Origin of the sequence: Lichenifustis flavocetrariae (assembly GCF_026130545.1) — a bacterium.
Classification (GTDB): Bacteria; Pseudomonadota; Alphaproteobacteria; order Rhizobiales; family Beijerinckiaceae; genus Lichenihabitans; species Lichenihabitans flavocetrariae.
Window position 1 is genome coordinate 1 of the sequence record NZ_JAMOIM010000066.1, and the last position, 18,156, is coordinate 18,156.

13 protein-coding genes and 2 pseudogenes are annotated in these 18,156 nt (G+C 63.5%); 11 read left to right on the forward strand and 4 right to left on the reverse strand.

Annotated elements, in window-relative coordinates; genetic code table 11:
• The coding region (locus M8523_RS33480) for a hypothetical protein (RefSeq protein ID WP_282589169.1) at window positions 1-201 on the reverse strand (201 nt) is incomplete at its 3' end.
• 320 nt (window positions 202-521) lie between these two features.
• The gene (locus tag M8523_RS33485) at window positions 522-788 is read right to left on the reverse strand and encodes a sigma factor-like helix-turn-helix DNA-binding protein (RefSeq protein ID WP_428351887.1); all 267 of its coding nucleotides are present in this window, start codon (window positions 786-788) and stop codon (window positions 522-524) included.
• A gap of 180 nt (window positions 789-968) precedes the next feature.
• Between M8523_RS33485 and M8523_RS33490 the strand changes: the two are divergent.
• The 6 genes and pseudogenes from M8523_RS33490 to M8523_RS33515 all read left to right on the forward strand — a co-directional run.
• Window positions 969-1,151 (forward strand): annotated as a pseudogene (locus M8523_RS33490) (IS6 family transposase); the annotation flags it as partial.
• Window positions 1,136-1,271 (forward strand): annotated as a pseudogene (locus M8523_RS33495) (transposase); the annotation flags it as partial. The pseudogenes M8523_RS33490 and M8523_RS33495, both read left to right, overlap by 16 nt.
• A 681-nt stretch (window positions 1,272-1,952) precedes the next feature.
• Window positions 1,953-2,636 carry a hypothetical protein gene (locus M8523_RS33500; RefSeq protein WP_282589170.1) on the forward strand — a complete coding sequence of 228 codons (684 nt, stop codon included), beginning with the start codon at window positions 1,953-1,955 and terminating at the stop codon, window positions 2,634-2,636.
• 16 nt (window positions 2,637-2,652) lie between these two features.
• Window positions 2,653-4,509 (forward strand): cobaltochelatase CobT-related protein, encoded by a 1,857-nt coding sequence (locus tag M8523_RS33505; protein WP_282589171.1) that lies wholly within the window; start codon window positions 2,653-2,655, stop codon window positions 4,507-4,509.
• A gap of 69 nt (window positions 4,510-4,578) precedes the next feature.
• On the forward strand, window positions 4,579-5,580 hold the full coding sequence (locus M8523_RS33510; protein ID WP_282589172.1) for an AAA family ATPase: 1,002 nt from the start codon (window positions 4,579-4,581) through the stop codon (window positions 5,578-5,580).
• A gap of 322 nt (window positions 5,581-5,902) precedes the next feature.
• The gene (locus M8523_RS33515) at window positions 5,903-7,423 is read left to right on the forward strand and encodes a tyrosine-type recombinase/integrase (RefSeq protein ID WP_282589173.1); all 1,521 of its coding nucleotides are present in this window, start codon (window positions 5,903-5,905) and stop codon (window positions 7,421-7,423) included.
• Window positions 7,424-8,788: 1,365 nt separating this feature from the next.
• Here the strand turns inward: M8523_RS33515 and M8523_RS33520 are convergent.
• Window positions 8,789-9,331: a hypothetical protein gene (locus M8523_RS33520; RefSeq protein ID WP_282589174.1), complete on the reverse strand. Its 543-nt coding sequence runs from the start codon at window positions 9,329-9,331 to the stop codon at window positions 8,789-8,791.
• Between the two features lie 331 nt (window positions 9,332-9,662).
• Here M8523_RS33520 and M8523_RS33525 point away from each other — a divergent pair, with 331 nt between their 5' ends.
• The 5 genes from M8523_RS33525 (at window position 9,663) to M8523_RS33545 (ending at window position 16,187) form a co-directional block, all read left to right on the forward strand.
• Window positions 9,663-11,171, forward strand: coding sequence for a tyrosine-type recombinase/integrase (locus tag M8523_RS33525; RefSeq protein ID WP_282589175.1), 1,509 nt, complete (start codon window positions 9,663-9,665; stop codon window positions 11,169-11,171).
• Between the two features lies 1 nt (window position 11,172).
• Window positions 11,173-13,017 (forward strand): hypothetical protein, encoded by a 1,845-nt coding sequence (locus M8523_RS33530; RefSeq protein ID WP_282589176.1) that lies wholly within the window; start codon window positions 11,173-11,175, stop codon window positions 13,015-13,017.
• Window positions 13,018-13,041: 24 nt separating this feature from the next.
• A complete protein-coding gene (locus M8523_RS33535) occupies window positions 13,042-15,147 on the forward strand; it encodes a site-specific integrase (RefSeq protein WP_282589177.1) in 2,106 nt (701 codons plus the stop codon).
• Window positions 15,137-15,577, forward strand: coding sequence for a hypothetical protein (locus tag M8523_RS33540; protein ID WP_282589178.1), 441 nt, complete (start codon window positions 15,137-15,139; stop codon window positions 15,575-15,577). Before M8523_RS33535 ends, M8523_RS33540 begins: the two co-directional genes overlap by 11 nt.
• A gap of 229 nt (window positions 15,578-15,806) precedes the next feature.
• Window positions 15,807-16,187, forward strand: a complete 381-nt coding sequence (locus M8523_RS33545) for a hypothetical protein (RefSeq protein WP_282589179.1) — start codon at window positions 15,807-15,809, stop codon at window positions 16,185-16,187.
• A 161-nt stretch (window positions 16,188-16,348) separates the two neighbouring features.
• On the opposite strand, the gene M8523_RS33550 is transcribed toward M8523_RS33545, so the two are convergent.
• The gene (locus tag M8523_RS33550; RefSeq protein ID WP_282589180.1) at window positions 16,349-17,731 is read right to left on the reverse strand and encodes an IS1380 family transposase; all 1,383 of its coding nucleotides are present in this window, start codon (window positions 17,729-17,731) and stop codon (window positions 16,349-16,351) included.
• Between the last annotated feature and the right edge of the window lie 425 nt (window positions 17,732-18,156).

The window sequence follows — 18,156 nt, forward strand, 5'->3', positions numbered from 1 at the left end:
AACCGTGGCCGGCTTGAAGTCGGAATAGGTGGCCGGCTTCATATCGGAAACACTGGCCGGCATCGTCGGAATCCGCAACCCGTCCTCGCGGATTGATGGCCTCAATTTAAAGGGCCACAGCTTTATTTCTCCAGCCGATTCATGCCCGCTCCCCTGCGAGCCTTCGTCAATCTGATCAAGGAAGGTCGCACGGGCTTCCAACCCGAAACCAAATAACCCGTGAAGTCAGCAATGAGGGTGTGAGCACCGTTCATGATGGCCGTTATTGTACCGACGCAATCGAGCTGGAAAGGCGGGACCCAGGTCGGAATGGTCGCTTTTCGACCCCTCATAGGGCGGAGATCGAGCCTCTTGACTAACCGACAGAATGATAAGGATTATGGCTCGGTGCGAGTCTAAGAATCTCGAAGCTCGCCGCCACGGCGGTAGCGGTGCCGACGCGCCTGGATCCTGCAGGTTTCGCTGATCGGGCCTATGATGACGCGCTGAGCGTTCATTCTCCTCTCCCGGGAAAGAACCCATTACGTGGGGTTTATTCCCAGCTTCGATTTGAATGTCGTCATCCTCGATGGAGCAACGACCACTACCGCCATCACATCGCACGCCATGGGAAATAGCAGCCGTTTCAGCCCCGTATCGGTGATCGACTCGTCCAGCGGAAAGCTCACACCAGCCGATCTCGCCCGACGCAGATACTCGCCCACGGCCCCCTTGCTCAGCCCCAGCGAGGTCGCGATCACGCGGCTGCTCAGGCCGTTCTCATGCTTCAGACGCAGCAGGTCACGTATTCAGCGCATCGACAATCTTCCGGTCGGCATCAGGTTCCTCGTCGTCAAAAACGAGAGCCTGAGTACCCGGTCAGACTGTCGGTCAAGCCTCATCACCCCGCTAAACAGGTGCCCATGATGCCGTGAAATCACTGCCCACGATCCCCTGAAATCCGTGCCCACGTCGGCGAGAAATACGCACCGCTGAGCTACCGGGACATCGAGGAGATGCTGCTGGGACGTGGGCTCGACGTGGATCACAGCACCTTAAAGCGGCGGGTCTTGGCCCACGCGCCGCAGATCGAGTGCCGGCTGCGCGCGTTGCGGAAGCCTAACTGCAGATCCATCGGCGTTGACGAGACCTACATCAAGGTGCGTGGCGAATGACCACGATACCCGAGTTCGGCGCCCTGAACGCCACGGCCCTTGTGGCCGCGATCGGCACCGGAGAGACGTTCGGTCGCGCCCGCGACTTGGCGGCCCCGGCTCGGCCTGGTGCCCCGGCCGGCGCAGCGGGCGACTCCCTCTGCTGTTGAATGCCGCCGTTGGTCAGCACCTGGAGCAGAGCTAACTACAGGACGGCCGACGCGGTTGACCAGCAGCGATGCGTAAGAAGCGAAACGATCGCTTATGACACAAGCCGCTCTTAGGCGGAGTGGATGTACAGCGAGGCGGGCCATTAACCATACTTTCATTACGTTTTCACCCGTAAGCCTAAACATGTTCATGATACGTTCCTCGCCCCTATCTGAGGTCGGAACCGCCGTTTTGACGAGAGGTTCCGCGCTCCGAGGGGGGCACAGGGTTCTTGCCGACTCGCAGAGAGGAGCTTTGATCAATGGCGACCGTTGTTGTCACCAACCCGATCACGCGTTCGCCCAAACGCGACGACGCGGTTCGCCTCACACTGAGCGAATCAAGATTGGCATTCTCCTTCGGAGCCCGCCATGTCCAACCAGTAGTCGTTCGTTTCGCGGGGATCAACGGCGCCCTATTCCTGCGGGCAGCGGAGCGCAACGGCGTCGGGCCCGAAGCGTGGCACGGGAAGCGGAGTGAGCTCCTGGCAGAATTCAGCGGCTGGATCCCGATCGGCGTCCGTTTCGTAATCTCTTGTAAGTCCTGGACGGTCGAGGCCGCGCTGAGCTGCAAGTTCGAAGAGTCAGAGGGGACGATGTTCTCAGCTTCTTGCGATACGTCGCCGAATCCGCCCGGAAGTCACCCTGCCGAGATAGCGAATTCCGGCATGAATCGAAACTGGCCTACCGAGCAATCGCTCATCATGCAGATTCCGAGAGGGGCACGGACCGCTGGTTCGCGAGCGACCGCGCCGACCCCGGCGGCCCGACCGTGCTTCCGCCGGTGACCGCGGGCAACGGAGCCGGGTCGCGGCCGGACGATCCGATGGTGCCGATCCACTTGACAAGGCTCACCATGAAATCAACGGCTGATAGCCGCACCTTCCGCTTCCTCCTGATCGAGACGGAGCCGCGTTCGAACGCCAACGGCGAGTTCGTTGTCGCAGCGATGACGGCCGCCTTCCCGGGCAGCCATACCTTCCGCAAAGCGTTTTGCAAAAGGCATGAGATCTCGCCTCGTTGGTGGGCCACCCGCAGAGCGCGGCTCCTGGGAGACTGCGAGCTCGGTTTTAAGGTCGTCGCGCCGACCACCGTGACTGCGCACAATAGGCAGGAGGTCAGGGAGATCCTCGGCGCGGGCATCTTCAACTCTATCGGTGGGGAGGAGGCGCTTCGTTTCCTATCGCCGGAACCGAGGGTTGCCCCCCTTCTGACCACCATATCGGTGCCGGTGGACCTCAGCGCCGATACCGACCTGATGGCGTCCCACGATCCGACGTTTGGCTCCTTCTGAAGGCAGCACCTATCCCATGAGCATCGACACCGCCCGCATGCGCGACAGCATTGCTGTAACCGCACGACTCCTCGCCGGAGAGAACCTGCGCATCACGATGGAAGGTGCGCAAGCCTTCGTGCAGTTCGACCCGACGACCTACAAGCCGTTTAGGATCAACGTCCCTGCTCTGCCTGACGAGGCGACCCCTGAGCTGATCCAAGAGATCCAGGGCTATCTCGACCACGAGGTCGGACACATCCTCTTCACGACCTGGGAGGTGGTCAAGGCCGCCGAGGAAGCCGGCCTGCGCTCGACCCACAACATTGTCGAAGACTGCTTCATCGAGCGCGCGATGGGCGAACGCTTCCCCGGCGCGGCGGCGAACCTGACGCGGCTCCACGAGACGTTCGTCGCCAAGATCACGCCGGAGCTTTTGAGAGAAGCCGATGACAACGAGGAGCGCCGCTTTCACGTCCTGCTCGTACCTTTTGCGCGAGCCTTGGCCGGCCAATGGCATTTCCAAAAGTTTATGGACACGGGAGGTCACTGGGGTAATCGGCGCGTCCGAGATCTTCTCGACAGGCTCGGCCCTAGTGTGGCCGCCCGCATGCCCCGCCTCGCCTCTTCGGCCGAATGCCTGGAGATGGCCGAGCTGTGGGCGGGCGTCATCCATGCCTCGCGCAATCCGACGCATAGATCCAAGGGTATGGATGCGGGGAAGCGGCCCGAGGAGCGTGACTCTACTTCGAACATATCGAGGCCGGGGACACCCTCGCCGGCCGACATTGTACCGGACGCGCGTGATAGGACGTCGGCGCGAGCACCGCAAACCGAGGCAAATGGCGGTCATAGCGATATCGTAGGTCGCAATAGGCCAGCTAGTCAGCGCGACGAAACCGAGCGCCGGCGACCGCACTTCCAGGATCCGCCTGTCTTCGGCGACGATCCGTTCTTAGACGCAGCGTCGGTCTCGATCTCCGACCGGGGGGCCGCGCTAGCGAAGGCGGCAGCCTATCGAGTCTATACCCGCGACCATGACCGGATCGAGCCCCTCGAGCTTCCAAACGGGTTCCGCCACGAGTACCTGGTCGCGCTCGGCCGGCATACCGCGTCCATGACACACGTAATGCAAAAGGATGTCGAGCGGATGATGGCATCGCACTCCCGGGTAAGCGCGGTGCCGGGCTACCGCTCCGGGCGTTTGCATGCCGGCAACCTCTACCGCCTGGCTCTGGGTGATGATCGGGTGTTCCGTCGCAGGCAGGTCTCTACAAGCACTGACAGTGCGGTGTCCCTGCTTGTCGACAACAGCGGGAGCATGACCGGTGAGAAGCTGCAGATCGCTATGGCCTCGGCCTATGCCCTTTCGGAGACCCTCGAAACAGTGAGTGTCCCTCATGAGTGCCTCGGGTTCACTACGGCACCGCCGTGGCCCGATGATGCGCCAGGCGCGCCGTACGAAACTAAGATCCGGTATAGCCGGAAACAGCCGATCAAGATGCCGATCTATAAGGCGTTCGGGGAGCGGCTGACCCCAGGCGTGCGCCAGCGATTTGCCGCCATGGCGGTGATGCAGCCCGGAACTCAGGGGAACATTGACGGCGAGAGCATCGGTTACGCCGCCCTGAGACTTGCGAGCCGAAAAGAAGTCCGCAAGGTCATGATCGTGCTCAGCGACGGGAACCCCGCTGGACAGGGTGTTAGGGCGGACCTTAAAGCGCACCTGCACGCGACCATAAAGGCCGTCACCGAAGCCGGCATCGAGATTGTCGGGATCGGGATCATGTCCGAACACGTGCGGGAGTTCTATCCGCGCTGCCTTGTTCTTCAGCGGCTGGGAGATCTTCCTGCCTGCGTGATGGGAGAGCTGCGCCGAATCCTTACAATCTGAGCACAGCCGAGACTCCACATCGGCTCGGCTCAACCTCGTGCCGCACGACCTTTAACCGAGGAACAAAGCATGTCGACAAAGAAAAGCCGCAACGAGAACGCCAAAGGCCCCCAGGATCATCGGGCCGAGGCTAACATGCCGATGGCCGAACTGTTTGGGCTGCCCGCAAAGGACGGCCTTAGCTCGCACCCCCGCACCCCGCAGCCGATCATGGTAACGGTTCTTCCGGTGCCAGACGATCCGGAGGTGGCTGCCTTGATTCCCCAGGTGGATGAGAGGCACGTGTTCCCGGCGGCCGTCACCAAGGCTATGATGATCGGCCTGCAGCTCTCCATGTCGGTATACCTTTTCGGCCCTGCCGGCACTGGCAAGACCAGCCTGGTGCGACAAGCCTGTGCCAGAACCCGCCGGCCGTGGCTCCGCGTCCAGCACACCGACACCACCGAGGAATCCCAGATCGTTGGTCAGTGGACCGTTCGTGACGGCTCTACGGAGTTTCAGCTTGGCCCACTTGCGATGGCGATGAAGCTAGGGCTCTGCTATGTGGCGGACGAGTTCGACTTTGGGCGGCCATCCGTGCTCAGCGTCTACCACGCCGTGCTCGAAGGCGAACCGCTCGTCATCCCGGAGGCGCCACCCTCGATCCGGACTATCGAGGCACACCCCAACTTCCGGCTGGTAGGGACGGGCAATACGAACGGCACTGGGGACGAGCGGGGCCTCTACCAGGGCACCCGCCTCCAGAACGCTGCGTTGTACTCGCGCTGGGCAATTACCGAGGAGCTCGCTTATCTCGACGCCGAGGCAGAGATCCGCATCCTTGAAGGGCAGGCAGGCCTGCCGTCGGCCACCGCGGCGAAGTTCGTAGAGTTCGCCAAGGCGGTGCGCGAGGGGTTCGCGGCCCAGCGGATCGGATTACCCATCGGCCCGCGCGAGCTGATCGCCTGTGCGCGCATCGGCAAGATCAGGGGCGGGAACTACCGCGCGGGCTTGGCGTCAGGGTTTACCAACCGGCTTTCTCGAGTCGACAAGCTTGCCGTGGACCAGTTGGCTCAGCGCGTCTTCGGATGAACGCGCGACATTTACAATCGCCACTGATGAGCGCCGCGGCTCGGGCAGCTCGGCCGATTACCGCGGCAGCAAGTCTGCTTCCAGAAACAGCGTCAGCGACCAACGTGTCATCCCGCGGTTCCGCACGATGTTCGAAACCGAACTCCATCCTTGTTGCACTGAGCGGCATTCTCCCGGACGCGCCAGTTCCGCCGGGATTAGCGAAGATCCACTACCCGAGCCAAGCGTAAGTTCAACATAACTTGTACTTAAAGTACATATTCCCCATATGCGGTGCAAGCTCGGCGAGGAATGAACCGCCGCCGCCTGTTGAGGGCAATCGATGGAACTATACATAACCACAAAGTCCGCCTTGGCATACGAGCCGATCACTGCGTCTTTGCCCCCCAGTGCGCTGCGCGCGTTCACCTCGCTGCACGTGCCAGAGGGCATGCCATTCTTTCTCGACCACGACGGCCACTACCCAGCCATCGTCAACGCTTTCCTGCGCGACCTCCCCGCCTGGGGCTGCACCGCGCAGAACACCTGGCGCGCCTACGCCATGGATCTGCAGGGCGCGATGCTGCACCTCGCCGAGCTCGACCCGCCCAAGGGGTTGCTGGACGCTACGTTCGAGGACATGAAAAGCTACCGAAACACCCGCCGCGTCGGGGACGAGCCGGCAGCAAGCGCCGCTACATGGAACCGCTCAGTGGCGGCGCTTGAAAAATTCTATGGATGGGCCAAGGCGCAGGGCCACTCCCCAGAGGCACCGTTCAGGTACGTGCGCAAATGGGTGGGCCGCCACGGCGCGGGCAGGATGGCCGAAGTCAACTCCCTCTACGAGTCAGTTGGCGCAGATGACCGAATCAAGTGCGTGTCCCTGGCGGATTACCGAATTTTCAAGGACGTGGGCCTCAGGGGAATGTTGCCTGACCAAAGGACCCTCGATCCAGATTTCGACCGGCGAAACGGCGACCGCAACGCCCTGATGGCGGATCTGCTCGTGAACACTGGCATGCGCGTAACTGAGTTCATCTCAGTCCTCGGGGCGGAGCTGCCGCCCATCCCCGCCGCCACGTGTGGCCGCGGCGCGACGGCGATCCGCGTCGCAGCCTACACGGCCAAGAGGAGGAAGGGACGCACGGTGCTGGCGCCGAACCGGCTCCTCGCGGCGCTCGGCCACTATGCCCACGCCGACCGCGCGGGGGCCGTCGCTACGGCCCTGGAAAGGGGCACCTACCGGCTGGGGCGCGACTGGCGGCCGATGAGCCCGGTCAACCGGAGGACAGGCGAGCTGCTCGGGAACGGCGGTCCCCGTCGGATGGCCTTCGACGTGATGAACCCTGGGCTGCGCCGTCGGCTCATGCTGGTGGACGACGCCGGCGAGCCGGTCGGGCCGGCGATCCTCTGGCTGGGGGAGAACGGCCGCCCCATAAGCTACGACAACGTTCGGATGATCTTCTCTCGCGCCAGCGAACGATGCGAAGCGCTGCTGCAGCGACCCTTCAAGGTGTCGGTTCACACCCTGCGCCACACCTTCGCGGTCCACATGCTGTCGCTACTGGTGCGGGAGCACCTCAAGATCGTCGATCTCACAACCCTGCGAGCGCGCCAGGACGAGTTGGGGCGTGACGGCTTTTGCGATTTCGCGCTCACCCCCATGCGCGTGTTGAAGTCACTGCTCGGCCACAGCTCAGTCGAGACGACCCTTGGCTATCTCACTCACATGCTCGACGTGCGGCACTTCGATGCGGCAGCGACCCTCGCCTTTGATGCCGAGCTGACCGACGCGCCCGCACTCGCCCGCGCAGCGGGATCACTGCGGTGGGATGGCTCCGACGACCGTCTGGTGGATAAATGAGCATGCAACCTAATAGAGGTAAGCCGCTAACATTTCGGTTCAGCACGGAGGCGGGCGGCGCGGCGCCTAAGGGCCTCTACAATCTCAATTGCCAGAAAACCTGCTGGATCAAAGACTACCTCGGGGAGGGAGAGGAGCAAGGACCTGCGTCCAATCGCCTCCGGAGCGTGAACAGCAGGTTGTTCGAACCGCAGCGCGTCCTTTTGAAGATAGAGAAGATCCAGGTCACTGCAATCGCGCACGCGCGCAGGGAGCCACGTCATGCACCATGCACTTAGCTCGAGCCGCGCGATGCTCGACGCCGCACTCGCTGCGCTTATCGACGAGCATACGCGGGGTGGCCCGAAGGTCACGCTAGCGGCAGCATGCCGGCGGGCCGGAGTGTCCCGCGCCACGGCGAACCGCGACGCGGACTTTGTGAAGTCTGTTAGGTGCTGGGCGACGCTGGGCGACGCTGCCAGGGAGGTTACGACCGCAGCGGCGGCGGTTGTCGTCGCACCGACGGGACGGGAGCGGATGGCGGACCTTCAACGGAGAAACTCCGACATGGCGAACCTCATCGCAGTAATTAGCATCGCGTATTTAAAGCTTGAAGACGAGGTCGCCGCGCTCCGCGCAGCCACCTCGACCCCTAAGATCATCTCTGTAAGCGTGGCTCAAGGGTGCAAGCCCGACTATGGGCAAGAGGCGCGGAGTAACCAGGCCGTAGCGTCAGGACCCGACGAACACAAGGCGGCTTTGGATCGGGGCATAGAACAAAGCGGGTGCAGGCACGGCTGCTACCCTGCCGGCCTGACCCTAGCGGATCCGCAGGCTCCACGAAACGGCGATTAAGGTCGATTGCAGGTAGTAATGAGTTCAACTTTCATGCCTTAGCAGGACAGTGAGATGGCGAAATGGGTCAAGCTCGTGGTTCAATCGTAAGCGCTGCGAGCGGCCCACCTTGAAACCTGTAGAGTTCCATGGGCGTCGGATTGACGGCTCAAGCGTGGCCTTAGCCATTTCCCAAACCCCGCATCGCCGAACACACGGCCAACTTCGTGGGGTTCGAGGCAGCTTGAAAAGGGTGGTTCCTCGCGGCGCTTACGTTCTATCGCATAGGCGTGGTTCTCGAAGTTCTTGCCGGACGCGTTCTTCGGTTGGGTGAAGGTCGCCGCCACATGATCACCTGAGTTCAAGCAGATCGTCGGCCCGATCTTGCGTGGGTGATGTCCCTGCCGGGACGGCGTTGGAACGACCTCGGTGAGATAGGCTAAAGGCGCCCAAGCAGTTCGCTCTACACTGTGATAAGTTCGCCCCGAACCTCATGATGAGGCACCTTTCGACCTCCGAAAGGACCTTGACACCCGCATCAGGCAACCCGCCTCAGATTTCTGGCACGTCGTCAATTTTGTATGTCGCGAACCGCTCAAATCGTTCGGTTCGGAGTGCGTGCCGGACGTAGTGCTCGACCTGGCCGCGCTCCCGGTCATCGGCGACAATGAAGATGACCCGATCGAAGAAGCAGAGCGCGGCGAAAGCCCGCGCGAGGTGGTCGTCGAGCGCCCTGCCCCGTCCCTCCGAGAAGGGAAAGATCGGCGACAGATACATCGCCGCCCTGCCGCGTGCCGTTTCGGCCTCGATGTCGACCTTGAGCAGCTTGGCAATTTCGGAATATCCGGTCTTCTCGGCGTTGCTCGCCATCCAGCCGTCGCCGTTGCCGTCGTTGACGAAGAAGAACAAGTACAGTCGCTTGCCGAATTCAGACCAATCGAGTCCCGCTGGCGCGTCATCGGAGATGACGGCACCTCGTTCGATTTCGAGAAGCTCGCGGTGACCAATCTCCCCGCGGAGCACGCGGGCTCGAATCGGAGAAGCGAGCCGCGGTGTTCGGCGGTTGAGCCGCTCGAGGGCTTCAATGGCAGACATGCTCGCCCTCACCTCGGCGACAGGCATGCGTTCGGCTTTGGCGAGGGTTCGCAGGTGGCGGAAGGCCCTGACCATCCGCCGAAGGCTCTGGACCTTGAGGCCCTTCGCCGCTTCGTGCTCAAGCAGGAGACGTCGCCGAACTGGGTCGTTTCCCGACATCTCGTCTGCGATACGTTCGGCCAGTTCGATCCATCTCGCTCGAGAAGCCCGCTTCACCATGAGGTTACGCCACAAAGAAGAGTCACAGGGCACCCTTGATCACCACGGTATGAATAGCCATACAGTAAGAACGCTTTATGAACATTCATACGGAGGCTTGAAGGTCGTGGCAATGGAGATCTACTTCACCGACCGTGGAGCTATTGAGGATCTAGCCAACTATGGCATCTCCGCCCCCCAAGTAGCGCTCGACCTTTTCAACGGGCTTTATATCCCGGACGGAATGCCGTTCCTCCTCGGCGATGACGGGAGCTATCCAGAATCCATTAACTCCTGGCTACGGAGCCTCCCGTCGCACGGCTGCACTGAGCGCGGCTCCTGGCGCGGATATGGCTACGACGTGCTCGGCTTCGCCAATTTCATTGTTCAGACCGGCCGAGGGATCGATCCGATACTGGCAACCTTGGACGATGTGGTCGCCTATCGTGACAAGCGACGGAACGGAAGCCCGCCCGAGGTCACCGCGACCACGATGAACCGATGCCTCGCCGCTCTCCAGAAGCTGTTTGGTTGGCGCAAGGCTCACCTCGGCATCGACGATCCTTTCCACTACAGGATTGTCGCTGGCAACCCGCGGAACGGCCGCAAAGCGGGCAAGCGCAACAGCCTGCTCGAGCGCACCGGAGGTTCCGACGCCGTGCGCTTTATTTCTCTGGAAGAATTCCAATTGTTCCGCGATGTCGGCCTGCGGGGGTGCAAGCCCTCGCCCACCCCCGCGGACCCAACCCGGCTCGTGCGCGATGCCGACTTTGTCTGCCGCCATGGAGAGCGCAACGGGCTCATAGCAGACGGCCTGCTCAACTCGGGCGCACGGGTCACCGAATTTCTCGCCGTGCTCCTATCCGAGGTTCCGCTCGACCCCAAGCTATTCGTCCTTCCCGGCTCGTCGGCTATCAGGCTGGCGGCCGCGGCTACTAAGACGAAGCTGGCCCGCGACATCCGCATCCCGAACTCGGCGCTGCGGCGGATCGATCACTATTCCGTTTATGCGCGCTCTGCCTCGATAAAAGCCGCGCTCGAGCGGGGCGCCTACGAGGGCAATCGACGCCTGGTGCTGATTAGCCCCGCCGGGAACGGGGCATGCCAAGTCGCGCGTACCGGCGCCAGGGAGCGCTACGACACCATGAACGTCGAGCGTCGGCGCAGCCTGATGCTCTGGGACCACTCGGGCGCTGCCGGGCCAGCGGTGCTGTTCCTCACCGCGGACGGCGCCCCGATGACCGGCGACGCGCTGCGCGTGATCTTCGCCCGGGCCTGCCAAAGGTGCGCCAGCTTCGGGATCCACCTCAATGTCAGTCCGCACGTGCTGCGCCACAGCTTCGCGGTAATCATGCTCCGCCTGCTATCGGAGCGGTGGCTCAGGGCCAATGGCGATCCGCGACGCTACCGCGACGCGCAGGGCGAGGACGCGCTGCGCGTCGCCTTCAACCACCCGCTGCTCGTCGTGCGGGACCTGCTCGGCCACACAAGTGTCGAATCGACCTTCAAGTACCTGACCTACATCACCGACACCTTTACGACCTTCGAGGCCGAGTTCCCAAAGCTCGCGCCCTTCATCGAAACCTCCGCAGACTACGCCCGGTCGGCGGCGCGCACCCGCGGCATGCTAGAAGGAGCTTGAGATGGACCAGGAGCGTGTTGAAAATCAGGCAAGCGTATCCCGGCACGCTGTTCGGCGGACACGCTGCGGCGGACCGACGGACGGTGGGGTGCCGCCCTGCCCCGGGGTCAGCTTCCAGCTGACGGGCGGACGCAAGCCCGTCACCGTCAACCTCGCGCGGCTCACACGGCAGGCCCTCGCATCGGAAGTAGCCGTCCTAATCTGGAAGGGGCACCACCTTCGCAGCGCCTTCACGGCACGGTCCTCGATCGAGAATGCTGCGCTGGCAGCCCGACGCTTCTGCGAGTTTCTCGACGGCAACGGCCGCGGCGACGTGCAGAGCCTCGCCCACATCGACGCAGCCACGCTCGACCACTTCGAGGATTGGCTCTCGGACCTTGACCTGCCGCCTGGCGACGCAGTTTGGCGCAACCAGAACGCAATTGTTCAACTTCTGCGTGCTTGGGCTGCGCAGAACGGCGGGTTCGCCTCACTTGAGCTCGAGCACCGATGTTCCTACACGCTCGCCAACCGAACACGTGGCAAGTCGGTTCCGCGCGAGCCTTATGGCGACTCGGTCCTCGCCCGGATCATGGACGCGGCGCGGCGTGCTGTCGGCGCGATCCAACGGCGTACGGCGAGGGCCGAGGAGGCACTGGAGCTAGGCGGCGACCCTATGCAACGTGGTTGGGGTTACAGACCCAACGTTCTGTGGCACCTGCGCAACGTCGGGATGATCAATGGGCCCCGGATGGCCTTGCTGCAGCGGGCCTTCCGCAGCCAAGGGATCAGGCCAAGCGAGCTTTTAAACGAGGTGCACCTACCCGCCACAGACTTCGTCCCGTTTATCATTCTCCTTATCGAGGCCACTACGCTGCCCATGGAATGCGTCAAGGACCTCCAGGCGGACTGTCTCGTCCCGCCACGATCGCGCGGAAGCAAGTGGAGGATACGCTACGTTAAGAAGCGGCAGGACGAGCTGTCCCACGAGGAGGAAATCGAAGTCGACCAGCCGTTCTCGGCGGGATGGCTGGTGCGGCTCCTGCTGGAGCTTACCGCCTGCACGCGCCGGCAGATGGGTTACGCGCCCGATGCGGGGCCCCTGTTCGTCGGGAATCGAAAGAGAGCCCTCGCCTCTCACGAGGTTCTCAAAGACACGGTTGCGAGCTTCCTCGCGCGGAACCCGATCAACGGCGAGGACGGCAGGCCGCTCCCGTTCCTCACGCTAAGCCGGCTGCGCAAGGATGCAAAATCCTCTGACTACCGGGCCGGGAAGGGCGACCCGCATCTGATGAGGAAGGATCACACGGAGAGGACGCGTTTCCGCCACTACCTTGACCTGGAGGCCCTCCGTGACGTCCACGAGCAGGCTGCCGCCGACGGTATCCAGGCCGCCCACGACACAGCGACGGGCCCTATCGTCCTCTCACCGGCTGCATCCGAGCACATGGACCGAGACCTCGCCGCCGCCGCGTTGGCCCTTGGTATCTCAGAAGGTCAGGCGCGCGAGATCGCCTCGGGCGATGCCGACGTCTATATCGCGGCATGTCTGGGATTTCATCACCGGCCGGGCGCCCCTGCGGGCAAGCGGTGCGGCGATCCCGTCTACGGCTGTCTCGAATGCTCCAACGCCGTCTTCATGCCCCATCACGTCCCCAACGCTCTGCACGTGCTGGGAATGTTGGAGGCCGACGAGCTGCGGATGCCCCCTGAAGAGTGGGCACGCTCCCGCGGCCTTCTCTACACGCGCCTGCGGCAGGTGATCGAGTTGTTCCCCCGTGACGAAATCGAGGAGGCGAGGCGGGTTTCTGGACCCGCCGGGATCCCTGCGCTCTCCTTCCTACAGCTCTTTCAGAAGCTCGACTGACCCTGTCAAAGAGTGGAGCAAGCCATGAAAATGACCGCACGCGAGCCCGGCCGGCCGAAGTCAAAGTGGATCGCAGACACCGACGCCGTCATCAGCAAAACGATACATCCGGGACTGCCGGTCCCGCGTTTCGGCGAGCAGCGCTGGGACCTGCGCTGCATCGACGACATGCCAAACCGGCCGGCGAGTGCGATCACCTTCGAGTCCTTTGACGAACCGCACAGAAACTTGGCGGCCCGCGAGCTGGTCGCCTCCCGCCTTGACAAACCCCTCGTCTCCTCGCGTGGCGGCAGCGTAGTTAGGCGCCACCGACCGTCCACCTGCCGACAGGCCCTGGCGTCCCTGCGCCAGCTGCACAGCTTTATGGACGAGCTAGGCCTGGCAAGCTACGCCGAGCTGACCCAGGACGACCTCGACCTCTACCTCGCCCACCTCGCGCAGCAGCCGGGTCATCTCCTGGGCAGAGCGCGGCGTCTCTCCATTCTAGTGTGGTTGTGGGAGTCGCGCGAATATCTCACAGGCGGCGGTCTGAAATTCGATCCGTTCGAGGGGAGGACCATGAACGACGTCGTCTCGTACAAGCAGCCTCTGCGGAACACTACACCAGTCGTGCCGGAGGCCGTGATGGGCATGATCCTGCGCTGGTCCCTTGCCTATCTCGACTTCTCGACGGACATCATCAAAGCGAAAGATTGTTACAAGGGCTCGTACGTCGTCATCGACGCGCGGGGCAGCGAGGCGAGCCGCTTCGGGCGCTACGTCGCCGGCCTAAGAGCTCGCGGCGAGGGGCTGCCGGGCATCCGAAATCCTAGGACCGGGCCTGCCCTTGGCATGATCTCACGCTGCGCGGGCGTCTCGCGGGCATGGTTTGAGAAGGGCGAGGGCGAGTTGGCGATCATCGCCGCTCATTCAGAGTTGGGCATGTCGTTCCAGTGCCTCGGCCCGACGTCGGTCATCCCAGAGGGCTGCGCGGCGCCTTGGCGTGCAGCTATGACAATCGACGAGATGAAGGCCGAATGCACCAACCTTTTGGCAGCCTGTTACATTGTTACAGCCTACCTCAGCGGCATGCGCGACAGCGAGGTCCAGGACCTGCGCCGCGGGTGCGTAAAATCGGAGTTAAGGTCGAACGGGACCGTGCGCTACAAAGTGCACGGCCACATCCGGAAGAAGAAGTGTGGGGAGGCCGTACCCAAGGTATGGGTCGTGATCGAACCCGTAGCCCGGGCTATTGAGGTGCTGGAGCGGCTCACGGCTACGGTCTACGCTCAAACCAGCGACCCGCACCTTTTCGTGCATGCTCACTACATGGCCGACCGTGCCCGGCGGTTGAGCAGCAACGTCAACGTCGTCTTGCGGCGTTTTCTCAGTCATTGCGACAAGGGGCTGTCACCGGGCCTCGTCTATTCGGGCGTCGGCCCCAGCCCCAATCCGCACCTCGGCCCAGTCCCTGACGGACCAAAGGGGCCATGGCGCCTCACATCGAGCCAGCTGCGCGGGACGCTCGCGTGGCATATCGGCAACCGCCCGTTCGGCCTAGTGGCCGGGGCCATCCAGTACGGCCAAGCCTGCTATACGGTCTTCGAGGGCTATTGCAGACAACCCGCATCGCGGTTCCCGGATCAGGTTCGGGAGGCCTGGCTGCTGGGCCGCATCGGGGACCTCACCGAGGGATACGACGAGTTTCGCCGCGGCATCCGTCCGGTCGGCGGCGCGGCCACCCGTGTCGAGGAGTTCTACCTGAACTACGCACGGGTTCTGGGAGACCTGCCCGGGCGCGTCGCCGACGAGGCCGAGGCGCGCCGCATGATGCGGTCGACGGCGGCGACTGTGCACGTGGCCCCGCTGAACAATTGCTGGTTCGTGGAGAGGCGCGCTAAATGCCTCGAGGGCCTGCCGCTAGACGAGCGCCGCGCGCCGGCGATCGGCTCCTGCGATCCGCGTTGCCCCAATGCCTGCGTTGGCAGCCGCCACGTACATCCTTGGCAACAGGTACGCGATCGGTCGATCGAGCACGCTACGTCCAATGACCGACGCGTGACCAGGGCTCAGCGGGAGGTTAGCCGCGATCGGGGAACCTTGGCAGCTCGCATCCTGCAGGACCTGCGCGAGGCGGGCCATGCCGAGTAGCCTCGATCGCCTCAACGAGGCCTTCGAGCGACTGCTGGGCGCGGTTGCCGATCCAGGCCAGATCACACTCACTGCGGTGCGGCAGGCGGCGGGGGTGTCTAACGCACAGCTTCACCGCCTGCCGGCGTTTAAGGCGGCCTTCCTGCGTCGGAAGGCCGAGGCTGCCGCTGCTCTTCCGGTGGCGAAGACGAGCGCCGCCGGGCGGGAGCGCACAAAGCGCGACATGCAGCGCACGATCGACGCCATGGCGAATCTGATCCAGATTCAGAGCCTCGGCATCGCCGAGCTCACGCGGCGCAATGCGCGACTCATTGATGAGGCCTCTAGCGGCAAAGTCGTTCATATCGATCGCGACAAGATCGCCAACCGGAGCGCGCCCAAGGGGCGCGCGCAGCGGCCCCCGGCGGCGTCCCCCCGCGGCCGCCGATGAGACCGGTGGGGGCAAGATGAGACAATGGTGGTGAGACAAGGGTCTCATTAGATTGGAAGCTGGAGCTGGATTCTCCTCTACGAGACACATGAGATAAAGTGAAGAGTACGATAATCGCCGTTATCCGAACAGTTTGCACCAATCGCCTTGTCTCAGTAGATCAGAAGTTTGTCAGGAAGCCAGCGGACACGAGACTTCCTGCGATCCGCCGTAGCCCGCAGGCGCCAAGGTGCGCAAGCGGTATAACGCGCCGGCCACACCCTTTGCGCGGCTCCTGGCCGACCCGAGGACGCCGTCGGCTGCGGTGGGGCGCACGATGGATGTGCTGCACGTCACCCTCGATCCGATCTCGCTCCTGCGCGACATGCGTGCCCTACAAGCCGAACTGGCCGGCTTGGCTGATCGGCCTGTCATCGAGGAGAACTCCCCGACGGCGCCAGCGCTGGATCAGTTCTTCGCCGGCCTGCGAACGGCGTGGAAGGACGGCGAAGCGCGTCCGACCGCGCCCGCCAGGCCTGTCGCCAAGCGGGAACGGAGAAGACATGATCCGTTCGCCGCAGTGACCGACACCCTGCGGGACTGGTTCGAGGCAGAGCCGAGGCGATCCTAGCCCGCATTTCTCACCGGCCGATAGGTTGAGGATGTGAACGGCATTTGAGAGGAGCGTTCGATCGCTCGGGGCATGGGCCGTCGTCCCGCGGGGCGAGCGATGGGAGAGGGTGGCTGAGCGGATCCTGGTTTGGGGTTGCGGGTGGGTTCGGTCCGGCGGCGTCAGGCTTCGGCGTTTCGCAGTCGGGCGTGAACGAGCCGCCACTCCTGCTGCCAGGGATAGGCCGAAGTCATGGCGATCTTCAAGCGCCGCACGCTGGTGGTCACCAGCGCACCGACCTTGAGCAGCTTGAGCCGGATGGTGGCGGACGTCGCCTCGGCGAAGACGGTGTGCTTGAGGCCGATGCGTCGGAGTGCGCAGAGAAGAGCGTAGGCCAGGGACGCGAACCATAACCGCAGCTGGTTGGCGCGCATGGTGGCGGCCGAGGTGCGGTCGGCGAAGAGGTCGGCCTGGCACTCCTTGATGCGGTTTTCCATGTCGCCGCGTGCGCAGTAGACATCTTCGTAGAGGAAGCGGGCTCCCGCCTCCGCCTTGGCCAGCGAGGTGACGATGAAGCGCGGGTTCGCCTCGCCGCCCGTCCACTCGGCCTTGGCGATGACACGCCGCCGCTTCGACCAGCTGTCGCGCGTGGACCAGCGGAAGTCCTTGAAGCGGCGCGCCGGCTCCCTGGTCCGGGTGGCCTCGTCCTCGGCCTGGATCAGTTCGACCGCGATCTCCTCGACGAGGCGCGCGTTGCGCGCGAGGCCGAACACGAAGTCGACCCGATGCTGCTCGCACCAAGCCATGAGCCTCTCGCGGCAGAACCCGGAATCGGCGCGCAGCAGAATGCGAACGCGAGGCCAGCGGGCGCGGATCTGGTCGAGCAGCTGTGCGACCTCCTCGACGGCGCCGGCCGAGGCGTCGATGTCGGCCTTGCGTAGCTTGGCCGCAAGCAGGTGCCGGCCGCAGAAGACGTAGAGCGGCAGGTAGCAGTAACCGTCGTAATAGCCGTGGAAGAACCGTCCTTCCTGATGCCCGTGCAGCGGGTCGTCGGTGGCGTCGAGGTCGAGGACGATCTGGCGCGGCGGCGTGCGGTGCGCCTCGAGGAACAGGTCCACGAAAAGCCGCTCGATGCGGTCGGGATCGTGACCGATCCGGTGATAACGCGTCGGAGCCGCCGCGGGGGCATGCTCCAGCCGGTTCAGGGTCGACTTGCCGGCCAGCGGCGCGCAATCGGTCCGCCGGGGTGAGAGCTTGCCGGCCAGGACAGCAAGAACAGGATCGTGGCGCAAGGCATCGTGATCGACGAGATCCTCATAGCCGAGCGCCAGGCCGAACACGCGTTGGCCGACCAGTGTCGAGACCGCATGCTCGGTCCGCGTCGGATCACGCGCATCGTGAAAGCAGGCTGCAAACCGCTCCACAAGCCGGATCGCCCGATCGGTCCCGCCCAGCAGCAACGCGCCGGCATCGGACGTGATCGCACCACCATCGAAACCGGCCGCTACGGACCGGCCCGCGACAGGTGCAAACAGCAGCGGTTCAGCGCTACAGTGTGTCGGCATCGGGGAGTTCCTCTAAGAAAGCATAAGTCGTTGCAGCACAACAACTTTGCCTCATTCAGAGCCCCGATGCACCAAATCCTGGTGCGAAATCCGGGCTAGGGAGAGTTGCTTGAGCGAACGGACCGCGAACCCCGGCATGTTCAAGCCTGGGCAGCTCCGCACCTTGCAGCGGCGTGTACCGGTTAGAGCTGCCGTCCGAGCGAAGTTGATCAGACTTAATTCGAACTGACCCACCACCCTTTGTTCAGACAATTTTCCACCTAGCCCGGATTATGCAGGCCAATAAGCATTGAGGTGGATTTTCTCGGCCGGACCGTGCTGTTTTTCCGATTTTGCGCCTCTGGCGATGCGCCTCCTCGTTCCGGCGGAAGGCCGGATTTGGGGGGTGGAGAGGTTTGCGGGTTGATGGGACGGGCTCGATGGAC

Excerpts from the sequence above, each read along its gene's own strand:
- M8523_RS33505 (WP_282589171.1), top strand. The coding sequence starts at position 2,653 with ATGAGCATCGACACCGCCCGCATGCGCGACAGCATTGCTGTAACCGCA.
- M8523_RS33510 (WP_282589172.1), top strand. The coding sequence starts at position 4,579 with ATGTCGACAAAGAAAAGCCGCAACGAGAACGCCAAAGGCCCCCAGGAT.
- M8523_RS33515 (WP_282589173.1), top strand. The coding sequence starts at position 5,903 with ATGGAACTATACATAACCACAAAGTCCGCCTTGGCATACGAGCCGATC.
- M8523_RS33520 (WP_282589174.1), bottom strand. The coding sequence starts at position 9,331 with ATGTCTGCCATTGAAGCCCTCGAGCGGCTCAACCGCCGAACACCGCGG.
- M8523_RS33525 (WP_282589175.1), top strand. The coding sequence starts at position 9,663 with ATGGAGATCTACTTCACCGACCGTGGAGCTATTGAGGATCTAGCCAAC.
- M8523_RS33530 (WP_282589176.1), top strand. The coding sequence starts at position 11,173 with ATGGACCAGGAGCGTGTTGAAAATCAGGCAAGCGTATCCCGGCACGCT.
- M8523_RS33535 (WP_282589177.1), top strand. The coding sequence starts at position 13,042 with ATGAAAATGACCGCACGCGAGCCCGGCCGGCCGAAGTCAAAGTGGATC.
- M8523_RS33540 (WP_282589178.1), top strand. The coding sequence starts at position 15,137 with ATGCCGAGTAGCCTCGATCGCCTCAACGAGGCCTTCGAGCGACTGCTG.
- M8523_RS33550 (WP_282589180.1), bottom strand. The coding sequence starts at position 17,731 with ATGCCGACACACTGTAGCGCTGAACCGCTGCTGTTTGCACCTGTCGCG.